This is a genomic window from Streptomyces sp. NBC_00440 (assembly GCF_036014215.1).
Taxonomy (GTDB): domain Bacteria; phylum Actinomycetota; class Actinomycetes; order Streptomycetales; family Streptomycetaceae; genus Streptomyces.
In genome coordinates this window covers 6,826,861-6,841,830 of record NZ_CP107921.1, presented here as the reverse complement: position 1 = coordinate 6,841,830, position 14,970 = coordinate 6,826,861, and the positions used below count along the sequence as shown (strand labels likewise).

Annotated in this window: 15 protein-coding genes; 5 read left to right on the top strand and 10 right to left on the bottom strand. The window is 72.5% G+C overall.

Annotated elements, in window-relative coordinates; genetic code table 11:
* Positions 1 to 2 precede the first annotated feature (2 nt).
* A complete protein-coding gene (locus tag OHB13_RS30420; protein WP_328379198.1) occupies positions 3 to 308 on the bottom strand; it encodes an urease subunit gamma in 306 nt (101 codons plus the stop codon).
* A gap of 4 nt (positions 309 to 312) precedes the next feature.
* Positions 313 to 1,266, bottom strand: a complete 954-nt coding sequence (locus tag OHB13_RS30415) for an urea transporter (protein WP_328379197.1) — start codon at positions 1,264 to 1,266, stop codon at positions 313 to 315.
* A gap of 580 nt (positions 1,267 to 1,846) precedes the next feature.
* Here OHB13_RS30415 and OHB13_RS30410 point away from each other — a divergent pair.
* Positions 1,847 to 2,197 carry a hypothetical protein gene (locus OHB13_RS30410; RefSeq protein ID WP_328379196.1) on the top strand — a complete coding sequence of 117 codons (351 nt, stop codon included), beginning with the start codon at positions 1,847 to 1,849 and terminating at the stop codon, positions 2,195 to 2,197.
* A 58-nt stretch (positions 2,198 to 2,255) separates the two neighbouring features.
* On the opposite strand, the gene OHB13_RS30405 is transcribed toward OHB13_RS30410, so the two are convergent.
* Positions 2,256 to 2,735, bottom strand: coding sequence for a hypothetical protein (locus OHB13_RS30405; protein WP_328379195.1), 480 nt, complete (start codon positions 2,733 to 2,735; stop codon positions 2,256 to 2,258).
* 374 nt (positions 2,736 to 3,109) lie between these two features.
* On the opposite strand from OHB13_RS30405, the gene OHB13_RS30400 reads away from it, so the two are divergent.
* On the top strand, positions 3,110 to 4,252 hold the full coding sequence (locus tag OHB13_RS30400; protein WP_328379194.1) for a D-alanyl-D-alanine carboxypeptidase family protein: 1,143 nt from the start codon (positions 3,110 to 3,112) through the stop codon (positions 4,250 to 4,252).
* Between the two features lie 109 nt (positions 4,253 to 4,361).
* On the opposite strand, the gene OHB13_RS30395 is transcribed toward OHB13_RS30400, so the two are convergent.
* On the bottom strand, positions 4,362 to 5,231 hold the full coding sequence (locus OHB13_RS30395) for a UbiA family prenyltransferase (RefSeq protein WP_328379193.1): 870 nt from the start codon (positions 5,229 to 5,231) through the stop codon (positions 4,362 to 4,364).
* Positions 5,232 to 5,398: 167 nt separating this feature from the next.
* Between OHB13_RS30395 and OHB13_RS30390 the strand changes: the two genes are divergently transcribed.
* The 3 genes from OHB13_RS30390 to OHB13_RS30380 all read left to right on the top strand — a co-directional run bounded on the left by OHB13_RS30390 (position 5,399) and on the right by OHB13_RS30380 (position 8,139).
* On the top strand, positions 5,399 to 6,466 hold the full coding sequence (locus OHB13_RS30390) for a type III polyketide synthase (RefSeq protein ID WP_328379192.1): 1,068 nt from the start codon (positions 5,399 to 5,401) through the stop codon (positions 6,464 to 6,466).
* 117 nt (positions 6,467 to 6,583) lie between these two features.
* A complete protein-coding gene (locus OHB13_RS30385; protein WP_328379191.1) occupies positions 6,584 to 7,129 on the top strand; it encodes an isoprenylcysteine carboxyl methyltransferase family protein in 546 nt (181 codons plus the stop codon).
* Complete coding sequence (locus OHB13_RS30380) at positions 7,126 to 8,139, top strand: NAD(P)/FAD-dependent oxidoreductase (RefSeq protein ID WP_328379190.1); 1,014 nt, start codon at positions 7,126 to 7,128, stop codon at positions 8,137 to 8,139. The genes OHB13_RS30385 and OHB13_RS30380 overlap by 4 nt, the downstream gene beginning before the upstream one ends.
* 13 nt (positions 8,140 to 8,152) lie before the next feature.
* On the opposite strand, the gene OHB13_RS30375 is transcribed toward OHB13_RS30380, so the two are convergent.
* The 6 genes from OHB13_RS30375 to OHB13_RS30350 all read right to left on the bottom strand — a co-directional run bounded on the left by OHB13_RS30375 (position 8,153) and on the right by OHB13_RS30350 (position 14,659).
* Complete coding sequence (locus OHB13_RS30375; protein WP_328379189.1) at positions 8,153 to 9,559, bottom strand: LLM class flavin-dependent oxidoreductase; 1,407 nt, start codon at positions 9,557 to 9,559, stop codon at positions 8,153 to 8,155.
* A gap of 123 nt (positions 9,560 to 9,682) precedes the next feature.
* On the bottom strand, positions 9,683 to 10,438 hold the full coding sequence (locus OHB13_RS30370) for an ABC transporter ATP-binding protein (protein ID WP_266851673.1): 756 nt from the start codon (positions 10,436 to 10,438) through the stop codon (positions 9,683 to 9,685).
* Positions 10,414 to 11,346 (bottom strand): ABC transporter permease, encoded by a 933-nt coding sequence (locus OHB13_RS30365; RefSeq protein WP_328379188.1) that lies wholly within the window; start codon positions 11,344 to 11,346, stop codon positions 10,414 to 10,416. Before OHB13_RS30365 ends, OHB13_RS30370 begins: the two co-directional genes overlap by 25 nt.
* On the bottom strand, positions 11,343 to 12,407 hold the full coding sequence (locus OHB13_RS30360) for an ABC transporter substrate-binding protein (RefSeq protein ID WP_266851677.1): 1,065 nt from the start codon (positions 12,405 to 12,407) through the stop codon (positions 11,343 to 11,345). The genes OHB13_RS30365 and OHB13_RS30360 overlap by 4 nt, the downstream gene beginning before the upstream one ends.
* Positions 12,408 to 12,457: 50 nt before the next feature.
* Positions 12,458 to 13,000, bottom strand: a complete 543-nt coding sequence (locus OHB13_RS30355) for a flavin reductase family protein (RefSeq protein ID WP_328379187.1) — start codon at positions 12,998 to 13,000, stop codon at positions 12,458 to 12,460.
* Between the two features lie 369 nt (positions 13,001 to 13,369).
* On the bottom strand, positions 13,370 to 14,659 hold the full coding sequence (locus OHB13_RS30350) for an ROK family transcriptional regulator (RefSeq protein ID WP_328379186.1): 1,290 nt from the start codon (positions 14,657 to 14,659) through the stop codon (positions 13,370 to 13,372).
* Between the last annotated feature and the right edge of the window lie 311 nt (positions 14,660 to 14,970).

Below are 14,970 nucleotides of genomic sequence, written 5' to 3'. Positions count from 1 at the left end.
CTTCAGGCACTGATCGGGTCGTGACAGGTGACCAGCTTCGTCCCGTCGACGAACGCCGTCTCGACCTGAAGGACCGTGAGCATCTCGCGCACGCCGGGCATCACGTCGTCCTGGGCGACGATCTTGCGGCCCAGCTCCATGCACTCGGCGACGGTGTGGCCGTCGCGTGCTGCCTCCAGGACGGCCTCGGTGATCAGCGCGGCGGCCTCGCTGTAGTTGAGCTTGGTTCCCCTGGCCCTGCGGCGGCGGGCCAGGTCGGCCACCACATAGACGTGGAGCTTGTCGATTTCGCGTGGTGCGAGATTCATGGCGTCACTCTGCTTTCTCGAATGAGATGCCGGGCCGGCCCAGCGCTGGACCCGCCGCGAGGAAGAGCCAGGTCGTCACAACGAACGGCCAGGTGAAGGGGGATCCGCCGGACGGCCGGGTGAACGCCTCCCAGGCGGCGGTGAAGGGGACGGAGGCCACCACGGCGAGTGCGGCGTACCCGGCGGTCCACGGAGTGAGTGTCAGGAAGGTGGCTCCCAGCGCAATGGCACAGAGCACCCCGTTGTAGCCGTAGAGGCCCTCGGTGATCCGGTCGGCCGGCAGCCCGGCGACGCAGGCGGTCAGCAGCGCGAGAGCGCTGGCGCCGGCCGCTGCGACGGCGGCGGCCCGCGAGGTGACCAGGATCCCGACCAGCAGGATCAGGCCCGCGTACCACTTGTCGAGGAAGAAGATCTGCCCGATGTTGTCGCAGAAGGCCCGGCCGGCCTCTGCGGCGCTCAGTGTGGTGAACCCGCCGACCCGCGCGGTGGCCGCGGCCGCGGCCGGGGCCGTCGGCAGCGCGATCATCAGCGCTCCGGCGACCAGGCAGTACGGGGCTGTCAGCACGGGCAGTCCGACGCGCCCGAGGACGCGGCCGGCCGCCGCGCTCAATATGGGGCAGACCGCCGCGCCGAGGACCGTGAGCAGGACGGTACGTCCCGACGAGCCGAAGGTGACGAGAAGGGCGAGACCGGTCAGGCAACCGCAGTAGCCCTCAAGCCCCTTGACGAGATTTCCGCGATCGGCGCCCAGCAGGGCGGCGGTCGCGGCGGACACGCCCGCGCCGAGCAGCCCGTACACGCCGGTACGCCACCCTTCGGCGAACAGCCCGACGGTGAACAGCAATCCGGTCCACGGGTTCGCGCTGAGGGTGACCTGTGCGATGCCCCGCAGCTGTACCTGCCCGATCCGGAACGGTGCCCGGCTCCTTGCCTGCACCGCTTGTTCCGCCGCAGACATGTCTACTCCCTTGAGGACATGGCGAATTGGCCAGATACCCCCAGATCAGGGGGGATTGGCACTAGATCAACTTTCTGTTGAAAACCGTACGCCCGGCTCAAGGGGAGCAGCGTCCGGAAGATCGGACACCGAGCGTGCCCGGGGCGGTACGGTACGACATAACCGCTGTTGGGATGTGGTGCTCCACCGGCCCACCGCGACCTGCCCCCTGTCGGCCCGGCCGCAAGTCTTGGTAAGAGGTTGAACGTCTTTTGAATGCTTCATACCTGTCATTTGACCGAACTGGGCCTGGACTACCGGGCGCCCCGCCGACCTGGTGTTTCGGACCGGAGGAAGCATCCGGTTGCGGGGCCGCCGCCCCACGGCCATGCTGGAACGGCTTCTGCAGGCTCTGCCCCCTGTGCCCCGACCGCATGCGCCCCGACCGCCCGCGTCTCCACCGCCCCGGCAGAGCGACATCTCCATCGGCGCGACAGATTCTGATGTCGTCGTCGCCGTGCAGGCCGTGTGAGGACCACCGCGGCCGGCCCCGGGGCGGCTCGCCCCGGACCTGCCTTCGACGAGCCGAAGGAGCCCCGCCATGCAATCCACACTGATGCGTACCGCGCTGGCCACGGCAGCTCTGGCCATCACACTCACCGCCGGCGCGATCACCCCGGGAAGTGTGCTCCACCCGACTGCCGCGCAGCCGTCGGCGCCCCGGACCGCGCCCCGGGCGGCTCCCCAGGCCGCTCCCCGGACCGAGGGCGACACGAATCCGCCTCCGTACGACCGGCGCGCGTTCACCGAGCAGACCGTACGGCTCAGCTGGAAGGGCACCACGGCGGCCGGCCGCGCCCGTATGTGCGCGCATCCGGACAGCTTCATCAGCCCGGCCCTCGACGCGCGCTACGCCGCGCAGCTGATCAGGGCGGAGTGCCGGGCCCACTGAGGCCCTGGCCCCGGCGGCAGCCACGCCGCCGGGGCAGCCCCCGGTACGGCGTTCCGGATCAGGATGCGCCGTGTGCGGTGCGCCGGCGCAGATGGAGGACCCCGCCGAGAGCCGCCGCGATCAGGACACCGCCCGCGACCAGCTCGGTGGTGTCCAGGTCGGTGAGCGAACCGCTGAGGACCGCTCTGATGCGCTTGTCCGGGGTGCCGGAGACCAGCAGCGGGGCGCTGCTCCGCCGCCCCGCGCACGCGAACGTCACGTCGTACCGCTTCCCGGCTTGCGCGCCCGGGTCGACGACCACGGTCGCGGGGTGTCCGTGGTGGAGGGTGACCGGGCCGAAGACGCCGGACGAGACAGTGACGCCCGGTGCCCGGCAGCCGGTGGCGCCGAGGGTGACCGTGCCCCCGGGGGCAACCGATCCGGGTGACACGGTGAACCCCGACGGCGGGGCCCCGCCGTCGTCGCCCGCCGCCGCGGCCGGGGCGGCCAGGGACAGCACGGCGGCGCTCAGCAGGGCGGCAGACCCGATACTCGTCAAGCGCAATGGGGTACCTCCGGACACACGATGCGGGTACAGGACCGCGGCAGCAGGCCGGTGCGGGGCGCTGCGACGACCGGGCTGCGGCCAACAGGGGTGCGCGGCAGAGGAACACGCGCACGGACCTGCCGGTGCAGCGGCCACGCGCTCAGCGGGAAACGCACACCACTGCCGGGCCACGGTAGGCGGATCCACCGTCATCTGGCGAGCCCTGACACCCGAACGGGGCGTCGGGTTGCGCCGGACAGGCCAGCCACGCGGTCCGGCTGCTCGCGGGGCCGGTGCGGCGCCGTGAGCAGCCGCGTTTCGGCCGTTCGGACTCCTCGGCGTACGCCTGAGATGCGGGTGACGCACAGTGTTTTTAACGTGACTGAATGATCTTCAGACCAGTGGTACGAAGCCTCTGCACCGGAGTTGTGGTGCTGGCCGCCGGCGTCACCGCGATCGCTCCCTGTGCCGCGTCGGCCCCGCAGCCCCGCTACCGCCCGCCCGGCAGCACGACGGGGAGCGGGACCCAGGCCCCGGCGTTGCCGGGAGAGGTCTCGGCTCTGTCCTGGGTGGTCGCCGACGCGACCACCGGCGATGTGCTGGCGTCGAAGGACGCCCACCGCCATCTGCCCCCGGCCAGCACCCTCAAGACACTCTTCGCCCTCACGGTGTTACCCCATCTGGCCACGCACCGGCTGCACACCGTGACCCGCGCGGATCTGGACGGCCTCGGTGAGGGGAGCAGCCGCGTCGGAGTGGTCGAGGGGCGCGCCTACCGGGTCGACGACCTGTGGCGCGGGGTCTTCCTCCGCTCGGGCGGCGACGCGGTGCACGTGCTGGCGTCCATGAACGGCGGCTGGCAGAAGACCAGGGACGAGATGCGCAAGCGGGCCGTCCGGCTGGGGGCCCAGGACACCCGTGTCATGTCCCCGGACGGCTACGACACACCCGGCCAGTACTCGTCGGCCTTCGATCTCGCGATCTTCGGCCGCACCGGCCTGGCCGACCCGGCGTTCGCCCGCTACTGCTCGACGAGCGTCGCGGAGTTCCCCGGCGGCCTTGAGAAGTCCGGCCGGACCGACGCACCGTTCGAGATCCAGAACACCAACCGCCTGCTGGCTGGTACGCAGGACGTCAGCCCCTACCCGGGTCTCATCGGCGTCAAGAACGGCTACACCACTGAGGCGGGCAACACCCTGATCGCCGCGGCGCACCGGGGCGGCCGCACGCTGATCGTGACGGTGATGAACCCTCAGGAGGGCACGGTCTACGAGGATGCCCGCTCGCTTCTCGACTGGGGCTTCGCCGCGTCCGGCAAGGTGCGGCCGGTCGGCTCGCTCCGGCCCCCCGTCGCGAGGACCAGTTCGGCGTCGGCCGCCGGCCCGGCGCAGGCGGGCGCGGCGCTCGTGGCGACCCACCACTCCACGACCAGGAAGGCTTCGGTGCTGGGAGGCTTCGCGGCGGTCGGGGCCCTGCTGGCTTCGCTCTCCGCGTCGCTCTGGCTGCTGCGGCGGCGGATGCGGCGCTGAGGCGGTCGGGCGCCGGAAGCTGTCAGGCCGTCAGGCCGTCAGGCCGTCAGGCCGTCAGGCCGTCAGGCGCTGGGGCGGTCAGGCGCCGAAGCCGTCACACATGGCGCGTTCAGACGATGGCGGCGCCGCTGAACAGCAGCAGCGTCACATCGACCGCGGCGACGACGACCGCCGCGGCGAACGCCGCCCGCTCCCTGCGCCGGCCCAGCAGCGTCCCCGCGACGGCGGCCGCGGTCGCCGCGGTGAGCGCCGCCAGGGACCGGCCGGAAGGCGGTCCCGCGGGCCCCAGGACGAGGACGGCGGACGCCGCGACCAGCGGGACGGGGAGCAGCAGCCGCGCCCCGTCGGGGCCGAGCCGGTGCGGCCAGCCGCGTACTCCGAGTACCAGGTCGCTGCGGATGTCCGGCAGGACGTCGCCCAGGTGGGCGCCGATTCCCAGCAATGCGCCCGCGGTGACGATCCACCAGACGGGCCACGGCTGTCCCGGCAGCCCGAGTGCGACGAAGGCGGGCAGTGCGGCGAAGCCCACCGCGTACGGCAGCCAGGACCAGGCGGTCGCCTTGAGCCCGAGGTCGTACGCCCAGGCCCAGGCGACCCCGGTCAGATGGACGGCGCCCGCCCATGGCCCGCAGCCGAACGACAGCGGCACGCAGAGCGCCAGCGCGGTGAACGCCGCGGCCCACACGGTGCGTACGCCGACCGCGCCGTCGGCGACCGGCTTGTCGCTGCGGCCCGCGGCGGTGTCCCGGCGGGCGTCGACCGCGTCGTTGCACCAGCCGACGGACAGCTGCCCGGTGAGCACGGCGGCGGCGGTCAGCACACAGCGTGCCGGGCTCTGCCCGGCGGACACCGCGAGCGCCGCCAGCAGCACGGTGACCGCCACGACGGGACCCGGGTGGCACGACCCGGCGAGGGCAGCCACGACACCGCCCCGCCGGACGGCGGGTCCATCTGCCAGAGGCTGTTCGGGAGTTCCCACCCGGTGATCGTAGGCGCGGGCGCCCGCACTGCGCGGTTCCCCGCGCCCTCCACACGTACGGGCGAATCGGCGGGCGGTGCCGGGACACCGGCCAGGGTGTCGGGGGCCGTGCCCGGGGCAGGGATGCTGCAATGCAGGGCACGTCATCCCCGAGGTGGGAGAACACATTGACCCGGATCGCAGCTGTCCACGGTGTCCTGGCACCGAACCGTCACGCCCAGCACGAGATCACCGACATGGTGGCCCGCGTCTGTCTGCCCGAAGGCACCGACCGGCGGGTCCTCGACCGGCTGCACCGCAGCGCCCGGGTCCGCTCCCGCCATATGACCCTGCCGCTCGACGCGTACGAGAAGCTGGACGGCTTCGGGGCCGCCAACGACGCGTTCATCACCGGCGCGACGGAGCTCGGCGCCACGGCGGTGCGGGGCGCGCTGCACGCGGCGGGGCTGCACCCCGAGGACGTGGACCTGCTGATCTTCACTTCGGTCACCGGAATCGCCGCCCCCTCGGTCGACGCACGGCTGGCCGGGCGGCTCGGGCTGCGCCCCGACGTCAAGCGGCTGCCGCTCTTCGGGCTCGGCTGCGCCGGGGGCGCGGCGGGGCTGGCCAGGATGCACGACTACCTGGTCGGCCATCCGGACCAGGTCGCGGTGCTGCTCTCGGTCGAGCTGTGCTCCCTGACCTTCCAGCGTGACGACAGCTCGATGGCCAATCTGATCGCCACCGCCCTCTTCGGGGACGGCGCGGGGGCCGTCGTCGCCTGCGGCCCGGACCGCTCCGCCGGAGAGCGGGAACTGCCGGGCCCGACCGTCGTGGACACCCGCAGCAGGCTCTACCCCGACACCGGTCATGTCATGGGCTGGAACATCAGGAGCTCCGGCTTCCAGGTCGTGCTGGACGCGTCCGTGCCCGATGTGGTCCGCCGTCACCTCGGGGCGGACGTCACGGGTTTCCTCGCCGACCACGGGCTCAAGCCGAAGGACGTGGCCGCCTGGGTCTGCCACCCGGGCGGGCCCAAGGTGCTGGAGGCCGTGACCGAGTCGCTCGGACTGCCCGACGATGCGCTCGGCGTCACCTGGCGCCACCTCGCCGACGTGGGAAACCTGTCCTCGTCGTCGGTGCTGCACGTACTGCGCGACACCCTGGCAGGGGACCCCCCGGCGCCGGGCACACCGGGGCTGCTGATGGCGATGGGCCCGGGGTTCAGCTGCGAACTGGTCCTGCTGCGCTGGTAGGCCGCTGCTCCCCATCAGCAGGCCCGGGCCGGACGGACGAGCCGGACTGAGCAGGACCGAGCCCAACCGAGCCGGAGGACGCCATGTTCCGGAGGACGCAGTGATTCGGAGGACTCCATGATCTGGTACGTGCTGCTGGTGGCCGCTGTCGCCGCCGAGCGCATCGCCGAACTCGTCGTCGCCCGGCGCAACGAGCGCTGGAGCATGGCGCGCGGTGCGACCGTCGCCGGGCAGGGCCACTATCCGGCGATGGTCGCGCTGCACACCGGTCTCCTCGCGGCCTGCGTGGCCGAGGTCTGGCTGGGCGGCCGGCCGTTCCTGCCCGCGCTCGGCTGGTCGATGGCTGCCGTGCTGGTGGCCGCCCAGGGGCTGCGCTGGTGGTGCATCGGGACCCTGGGTCCGCGCTGGAACACCCGGGTGATCGTCGTTCCCGGCCTGCCGCTGGTGCAGGGCGGCCCCTACCGGTGGCTGCGGCATCCGAACTATGTGGCCGTGGTCGCCGAGGGGTTCGCGCTGCCGCTGGTGCACACCGCGTGGCTCACCGCGCTGGCGTTCACCGCGCTCAACTCCGTACTGCTGGCCGTCCGTATCCGCTGTGAGAACGCCGCGCTGGACGGCGCCCGGCCTGCGCGGTCCGGTCCGGCGGGGAACGTCACCGCGTGATCGACGTACTGGTGGCGGGCGGCGGTCCCGCCGGGCTCGCCACCGCCGTCCACGCCGCGCTGGCCGGTCTTGAGGCGGTCGTCGTGGAGCCCAGGACCTCGCCGGTGGACAAGGCCTGCGGTGAGGGAGTCATGCCCGGCGGTGTCGCCGCGCTGCGTGCGCTGGGGGTGGAAGCGGAGGGGCGGGACCTGCGCGGCATCCGCTATCTCGACGGCCGTCGCAGCGTCGAGGCGGCGTTCCGGGGCGGTACCGGCCTCGGGATCCGCCGTACGGTGCTGCACGCCGCGCTGCACGAGCGCGCCCGCGAGCTGGGCGTACGGATGGTCACGGGCAAGGTCGGCGAAGTGCGCCAGCGCACCGACAGCGTCAGCGCGGCCGGGCTCACCGCGCGCTGGCTGGTGGCCGCCGACGGCCTGCACTCACCGCTGCGGCGCGGTCTGGGGCTCGATCTGCCCGGCCGCTCCCCCGGCCGGTACGGGCTGCGCCGCCACTACCGGTGCGCTCCGTGGACCGACTTCGTGGAGGTGCACTGGTCCGCGTACGGGGAGGCGTATGTGACCCCCGTCGGCGAGGAGTTGGTCGGGGTCGCGGTGCTCAGCCGCAGCCGTCGCGGCTACGACGAACACCTGGCCGGGTTCCCGGCGCTCCACGCGGCGTTGCGCGGGCCGCACGCGAGCACCGTGCGCGGGGCGGGACCGCTCCGTCAGCGGGTACGGCGCCGGGTCGCCGGGCGGGTCCTGCTCGTCGGGGACGCGGCGGGGTACGTCGATGCCCTCACCGGCGAGGGCATCGCCCTGGCCCTGGCGAGCGCCGGGGCGGCGGTGCGCTGTCTGGCCGCCGGCCGGCCCGCCGACTACGAGGGCGCCTGGCAGCGTCTGACCCGCCGTCACCGGCTGCTGACCGGCGCCCTCCTGTCCTTCAGCGGCAGCCCGCGGACCGCCGGCCTCGTCGTACCGGCGGCCGCCCGGCTGCCCGCCGTCTTCACGGCGGCCGTCCACGCACTTCAGTAGCCGCGCCGGCGCCTCACCGTGCCCGCGCAGGCACGGGCCGGCCCACAGGTGTCTGTCCGCCGCTCCCGGCGGGAGGGTCGAACAGCTGGTTGGCGGGGCGCGGCAGGCCGTAGTGCTCGCGCAGCGTTCGCCCCGTGTACTCGGTGCGGAACAGTCCGCGCTCCTGGAGGATCGGCACCACCCGGTCCACGAAGGTCTCAAGGCCGGAGGGCAGCACGGCGGGCATGATGTTGAACCCGTCGGCCGCTCCGCTGTCGTACCAGTGCTCGATGGTGTCGGCCACCTGCTCCGCCGTCCCCGCGAAGGTACGGTGGCCGCGGCCGCCGCCCAGCCGTCCGATGAGCTGCCGCACGGTCAGCCGCTCGCGCCGGGCCAGCTCCACGACGAGGGTGTACCGGCTCTTCGCCCCCTCGATCTCGTCCTCGGTGGGGATGTCATCGGGCAGTTCCTCGTCGAGCGCCAGGTCGTCCGGGGCGATCCTCAGCCGCTCGGCCAGCTGCCGCTTGGCGTACTCGGGCACGATCAACCGGTCCAGTTCGGCGTCCAGTTCACGCGCTTCGGCCTCGGTGTCGCCGATGACCGGGACGATCCCCGGCAGGATCTTGATGCCGCCGGGGTCACGGCCGACGGCCTGCGCGCGCCGTTTGACGTCCTGGTAGAAGGCGATGCCCTCCTCCAGTGTCTGCTGGGCGGTGAACACCGCCTCCGCGTAGCGGGCGGCGAAGTCCTTGCCGTCCTCGCTGGAGCCCGCCTGCACCAGCAGCGGATAACCCTGCGGCGGACGCTGGACGTTCAGCGGTCCGTCGACGCGGAAGTACGGGCCGCTGTGGTCGATCCGGCGTACGCGGTCCGCCAGCGCGTGCACCCCGCGCTCCTTGTCGGCGACCACGGCGTCGTCGGCCCAGCTGTCCCACAGTTTGGTGGACACCTCGACGAACTCGGCGGCCCTGCGGTACCGGTCGCGGTGCAGCGGAGTGTCGTCGAGGCCGAAGTTACGGGCCGCGTCGGCGCCCGCGGTCGTGACGATGTTCCAGCCGGCCCGGCCCCCGGAGACATGGTCGAGCGAGGCGAACCTGCGGGCCAGGTTGTACGGCTCGTTGTAGCTGGTGGAAGCCGTGGCGATGAGTCCGATGTGCTCGGTGGCGCCCGCCAGCGCGGTGAGCAGGACGGTGGGCTCCAGCTTGGCCGAGGGCCGCCTGCCCGGGTCGCCCATCAGGACCGGGCTGTCGGCGAGGAACAGCGAGTCGAGTCTGCCGCGCTCGGCGATCCTGGCGAGGTTCTTGTAGTGCTCGATGTCGGAGTTGGCGCGCGCCGGGCTCTCGGCGAGCCGCCAGGACGCCTCGTGATGGCCGGTGGACATCAGGAACGCGTTGAGATGCAGCGGGGCGCGGCCGGGGGTGGCGCCGGGGGTGCGTGGCATGACGGTGTCGTCTCCTCGGATGGTTCGCGGGTGTAGAGGTACGCGGGTGTGTTCGCGCGTGGGGCGCTTGCGCAGGGGCGCCCCTGACACTCGGACAGGTGCTCGGAAGGGCCGGGGCGGGGGTTACGGCTGGGGCTGAAGCTGGGGTTCTGTCACGCCGAGGGCGGTGAGCAGGGTGTCCCGGTACTCCTGGAACCGGGGATCGCGCCGGCTCCTGGGTGCGTCGAGGCCGATCGTCAGGTCGAGGGAGATCCGGCCGCCCTCCAGGACCAGCACCCGGTCGGCGAGTTCGACCGCCTCGTCGACATCGTGGGTCACGAGCAGCACGGCGGGCCGGTGGCGTTCGTACAGCTCGCGCAGCAGCCCGTGCATCCTGAGCCGGGTGAGCGCGTCCAGCGCGCCGAACGGCTCGTCGGCCAGCAGCAGTTCGGGATCGCGGACCAGGGCGCGGGCGAGCGCGGCCCGCTGCTGCTCGCCACCGGAGAGTTCGTGCGGCCAGGACCGCTCACGGCCCGCCAGGCCGACCTCGTCGAGCGCGGTCAGCCCGCGCTCCCGGGCGCCGGGACCGCGTACCCCGAGCACCACGTTGTCCAGGAGGCGCAGCCAGGGCAGCAGCCGGGAGTCCTGGAAGGAGAGCGACACCCGCTCGGGGACGCTCAGCCCGCCTGAGCCGTCGACCGCGTGGTCGAGGCCGGCCACGGCCCGCAGCAGGGTGGACTTGCCCGAGCCGCTGCGGCCGAGCAGGGCGGTGAACTCGCCCCGGGCCAGCGTCAGATCGAGCTCGTGCAGGACGGTCCGGTCGCCGAATCGGCGCACCAGCTTCGTCATCCGTACGGCCGCCGGAGGCGTACCGGTCAGCCCGCCAGGGTGCGTCGCCACGACAGCGCCCTCCTTCCGATCGTCTGGACCAGGGCGTCCGATGCGAAGCCGAAGATCCCGTAGACCACCAGACCGACGATGATGACGTCGGACTGGGCGTACTGCTGGGCCTGGAACATCATGTAGCCGATTCCGCTGGTCGCGTTGATCTGCTCGACCACGATCAGGCCGAGCCAGGAGGCCGTCACACCCAGCCGCAGCCCGACGAAGAAGCCGGGCAGCGAGCCGGGGCCGACCACCTTGCGGATGAACTGGAGGCGGCTGAGCCCGAGGGATTCGGCGAGCTCGACATACCGGCTGTCGATACCGGTCAGCGCGGCGTACGTGTTGACGTACACGGTCACCGCGACGCCCAGGGCGATGACGGTGACCTTCATCTCTTCGCCGATGCCCAGCCAGAGGATCAGCAGCGGCAGCATCGCCAGCGAGGGAATGGCCCGCTTGATCTGGAGCGGGCCGTCGAGCAGATACTCCCCGGTGCGGCTCAGCCCGGCCGCCACGGCGAGGACCGTACCGGCCGCCACTCCGAAGAGGAGACCGAGCCCGGCACGCTGGAGCGAGATCAGGACGTTGGCCTGGAGCCGTCCGTCGGCGGCCAGATCGCCGGCGGTGGAGAGCACGGTGCCGGGCCCCGAGAGGATCCTCGGGTCGAGATAGCCGAGAGCCGACGCGGCCCACCAGACGACGACCACCAGCACAGGACCGATCAGCCGGCCGAAGGGCACGGCCCGCCCGGGCCCCAGCCGCCTGCGGGCGGCACGGCCGGGAGGCCGCTGTGCCAACTCGGGGTGCGCGGGGTCGGTTTTCGTGGAGTCGGCGTGCGTGGAGTCGGCGTGCGTGGAGTCGAGATGCGGCAACTCTGCGTCCGCCGCTTCCCGGACGCGGGCGTTCGGCAGTACTTCGGTCATGATCCCTCCCGGTAGGCGGCGGGTACGGCCTCGGCGGCCAGCCGCTCGAAGCGCCGGTCGAACAGCTTGGTGACGTCCTGACGGGGTACGAAGCCGCCCGAGGCCATCAGGTCGGCGGTCTCCTGCTCCCAGGCGATCGCCCGGTCCCAGTTCGTCGTGAAGACCGGTCTGGCCAGCGAGGCGACGATGCGCCTGCCGTCCGCCGCCGTGACGCCCTGGTCCTTGACGTAGTACCGGTCGATCCACTGGCCGGGGTGCTCCCATGCCCAGACCTGGCCGCGCGCCCAGAGCGGGATGAAGTCACGGACAGCGGCGGCCTTGGCCCGGTCGTCCAGCACCTCGTCCGGCGCCCAGAGAACGGTGAGCAGGTCGACCACATCGGTGTGCACGCCCCGGGCGCCGTCCTTGGCGTACTGGCCGAGGTACTTGGTGAGCGTGGGCTCCGCGAGCGGGGCCACGTCGACCTGCCCGGACTGGAGTGCGGTCAGGAACTGGGTGCTGGGCAGGGCCACGAGGGTGACGTCGCTGTTGCGCAGACCGGCCTTCTGCAACGCCCGCAGGACGACCACGCCCTGGGCCTGCCCCTGCGAGAAGCCGATCTTCCTGCCCCGGAAGTCTCCGGTCCTCCTGATCGACGAGCCGGGCGCTGTGGCGAAGACGTACAACGGGTGATTGCGCTCCTGGACCGCCACGATCCGCGCGCCGACCCCGATCGCGGCGGCCTGGATCGGGGGAATTCCCGCATTGACCGCGAGGTCGATGGAGTGGGCGCGGAATCCCTGGATGATGTCGGGGCCCGCATTCAGATTGGGCCAGTCTGAGACGGTGAACCGCAGATCCTTTTTCAGCCCGGACGGGGCGAGTTGGAGTTGTGTGGTCCGTACGGCCACCGAGAGTTTCGTTCCCGGCGGCGGGGCGCCGGACGGGAGTTTTCCGAGCGGTTTCCCGCTGGCGGCCGTCGTGGTCTGCGGGGCGCAGCCGGCGAGGCCGAGTGCAGCTCCGCCCATGAGGGCGAGAAAGGACCTGCGGCCGGCGGGAGCCGATGGCGGAAAAGCTGGCATGGTGATTCCTGATCAGTGGGCGGTGGCGGACGGCGGCACGGACAACGGGTTCAGAGCGACAGGTAGTTGCCGTCGTGGAACACCAGCGGGCCCCGGCTCTCGTCGAGCCAGGACTCCTCGACCCGCGCCACCACGATCCGGTGGTCCCCGGCCGGCACGATCTGCTCGACGCCGAGTCGCAGCCAGCCGGCCACCCCGCCGAGCACCGGCTCGCCGCCCGGCAGCCTCCGCCACTGGGTCGGCGCGGCGAACCTGTCGATGCCGCTCTTCGCGAACGTCCTGGCCAGCGGCTCCTGGTCGGAGCTGAGGAAGTTGATGACGGCGGTCGTGGCGCGCTCGATGTGCGGCCAGCTGGAGGCGGTCACCGCGATACCGAAGGACACCAGCGGCGGTTCGAGGGAGAGCGAGGTGAGTGAGGTCGCGGTGAACCCGACCGGCCCCCGGCCGGAGTCGGCGGTGACAGCGACCACCCCGGCGGGATAACGGCGGAACACCTGCCGGAACCGCTCGGGAGCGATTCCGGGAGCAATTCCGGGCGCGGAGTGCGCGGACGGCACGGGGGACGGAGCGGCTGGAGTGGCGGTGACGGTCATGATCTCCCCAGGAGGAATCGGCCCTCAGGCATGACGGATCAACACGGCATACCCAGGGCAGGAAAGAACGGAAGAAGGAAAGCGGGATCGCGGGATCGCGGAAAATGCGAACCCCGGAAGCGGGGACTACGTGCGCTCTTCAACGGGAGCGGACGAGACGCCCAGCGGCTATCGGGACACCCGAGCCGAGCGACAACAGAAAAGGCGGGCGAAGAGGCCGGCCGACGCAGCCGCGCAGCAGTCGCACACCCCGAGGGGCATGTACGGGGAAATCCGCTGCGTTCCGGTCATGAATCCATCCTCGCGTCCTCTTTCCCGCCGGGTCAACAATGCAACCTTCTGAATTAATTCGGTGTACCGCCGGGAGCGTCAGCAGGCCGCGGTCACCGCGGGCCAGGGGCCGAGCGGGTCCGCGTACAGGGCACCGAGCGCCACCGCGCCGCCCGCGGTGGCCAGCACCGATCCGGTGAAACTGCCGGGTACCACGGCCCGTTCGGGGTCGTCGCAGACCAGGGAGCGCTCGCCCGCCTCCGCCCGCAGCACGGCCAGACACTCCGGCAGCCGGGCAGCCCCCGGCTCGGCGACCACCAGGATCTCGGGGTCGAAGGTGTCCAGCAGCAGGGCCGCCGCCCGGCCGACGTACCGTGCCCGGCGCCTGAAGAGTTCCCGCGCGCGGGGCTCCCCGGCCAGGGCGAGATCGAGCAGCTCACTGAACACCCTGACATGCAGGCCCTGTTCGGCGGCCCGGCGCAGCAGTGCGGACTCCGAGGCCATGGAGTGGAGGCAGCCCGGCCTGCCACACGCGCAGACCGCTGCGGCACCGGTCCCGCAGTCCGGGCCGACCGGCAGATGCGCCACACTCCCCGCCCCGGCACGCGGCCCCAGATGGACGGTTCCGGCGGAGGTGAACGCCGCGTCGATGACGGCACCGACGAAGAGCAGGACCGCGCTGGTACGGGTGGTCACCTCACCGAACATCTGCTCCGCGCGCGCCAACGCCCGTGCGTGGCTGTCGACATGGACGGGCAGCCCGGTGGCCGCGGCGAGGTGCTCGCGTACCGGCACATCGCGCCAGCCCAGTTGGGGATGGTGCACGATCGTCCCGGCGGCCGGGTCGACGCGGTTCCCGGTGGCCACGCCGAGCCCGAGCACGGTGCGGCCGCCGGCGTGCGCGGCCACCAGCCGGGGCAGCCGCGCGGCCAGTGCACGCAGCACCGGCCGGGGGTCCGTGTCCCGGTGCGGCTGCCGGTCCTCGGCCACGATCCGGCCGCGCAGATCCATCAGGGACAGCGTCGAGTGCGCCACGGCGATGTGCGCACCGGCCACCAGGCACTGGCCGGTGTCGATCTCGACCGGAATGTGCGGCCGACCCAGACCGCGTGGCCCCGCGGTCTCCGCTGCCTCCCGGATCAGCCCGCGTGCCAGCAGCTGCCTGGTGTGGCCGGTGACCGATGCGGGCGAAAGGCCGGTGAGACGGGCGACGGTGGAGCGGGCGACCGGACCGTGGTCGAGGATCGCGGAGAGTACGGCGCCGGTGGCGGCACCGGCAGCACGGCGCTGCGGTCCGGCGGCCGGTATGTCGGAGCGGCGGACGGGGGTGGGACGGCGGACAGGGACGGGGCGGCGGGCGGGCGCGGGCGGACGGTCCACGGATGGCATCCCGTTGCTCGGTGGGGTGGCACTCCAGTACGGGGCTCCGCTGCGGAGCCACACGGCAGGCGCCGCCGACGAGGGCCGGTGGAGCTCTGCTTCTTCCGGGAAGGGCGCCGCGCTGCCCGGCGAGACGGGTGCGGGGAGGTGAAGTCAGCGGGCGGCGCGTACAGCCAGGGCGTTCAGGCCCGGTTACACGCCGCGGAGCACACACGCTTCAGGTCGACATGACCACGCGTCGTCAGGTGTGCGGAAGGCTGCATGGCGCGCAACGTATCCGGCACGGCTGAACCCGGTCAAACCACCGACCACATCATGGA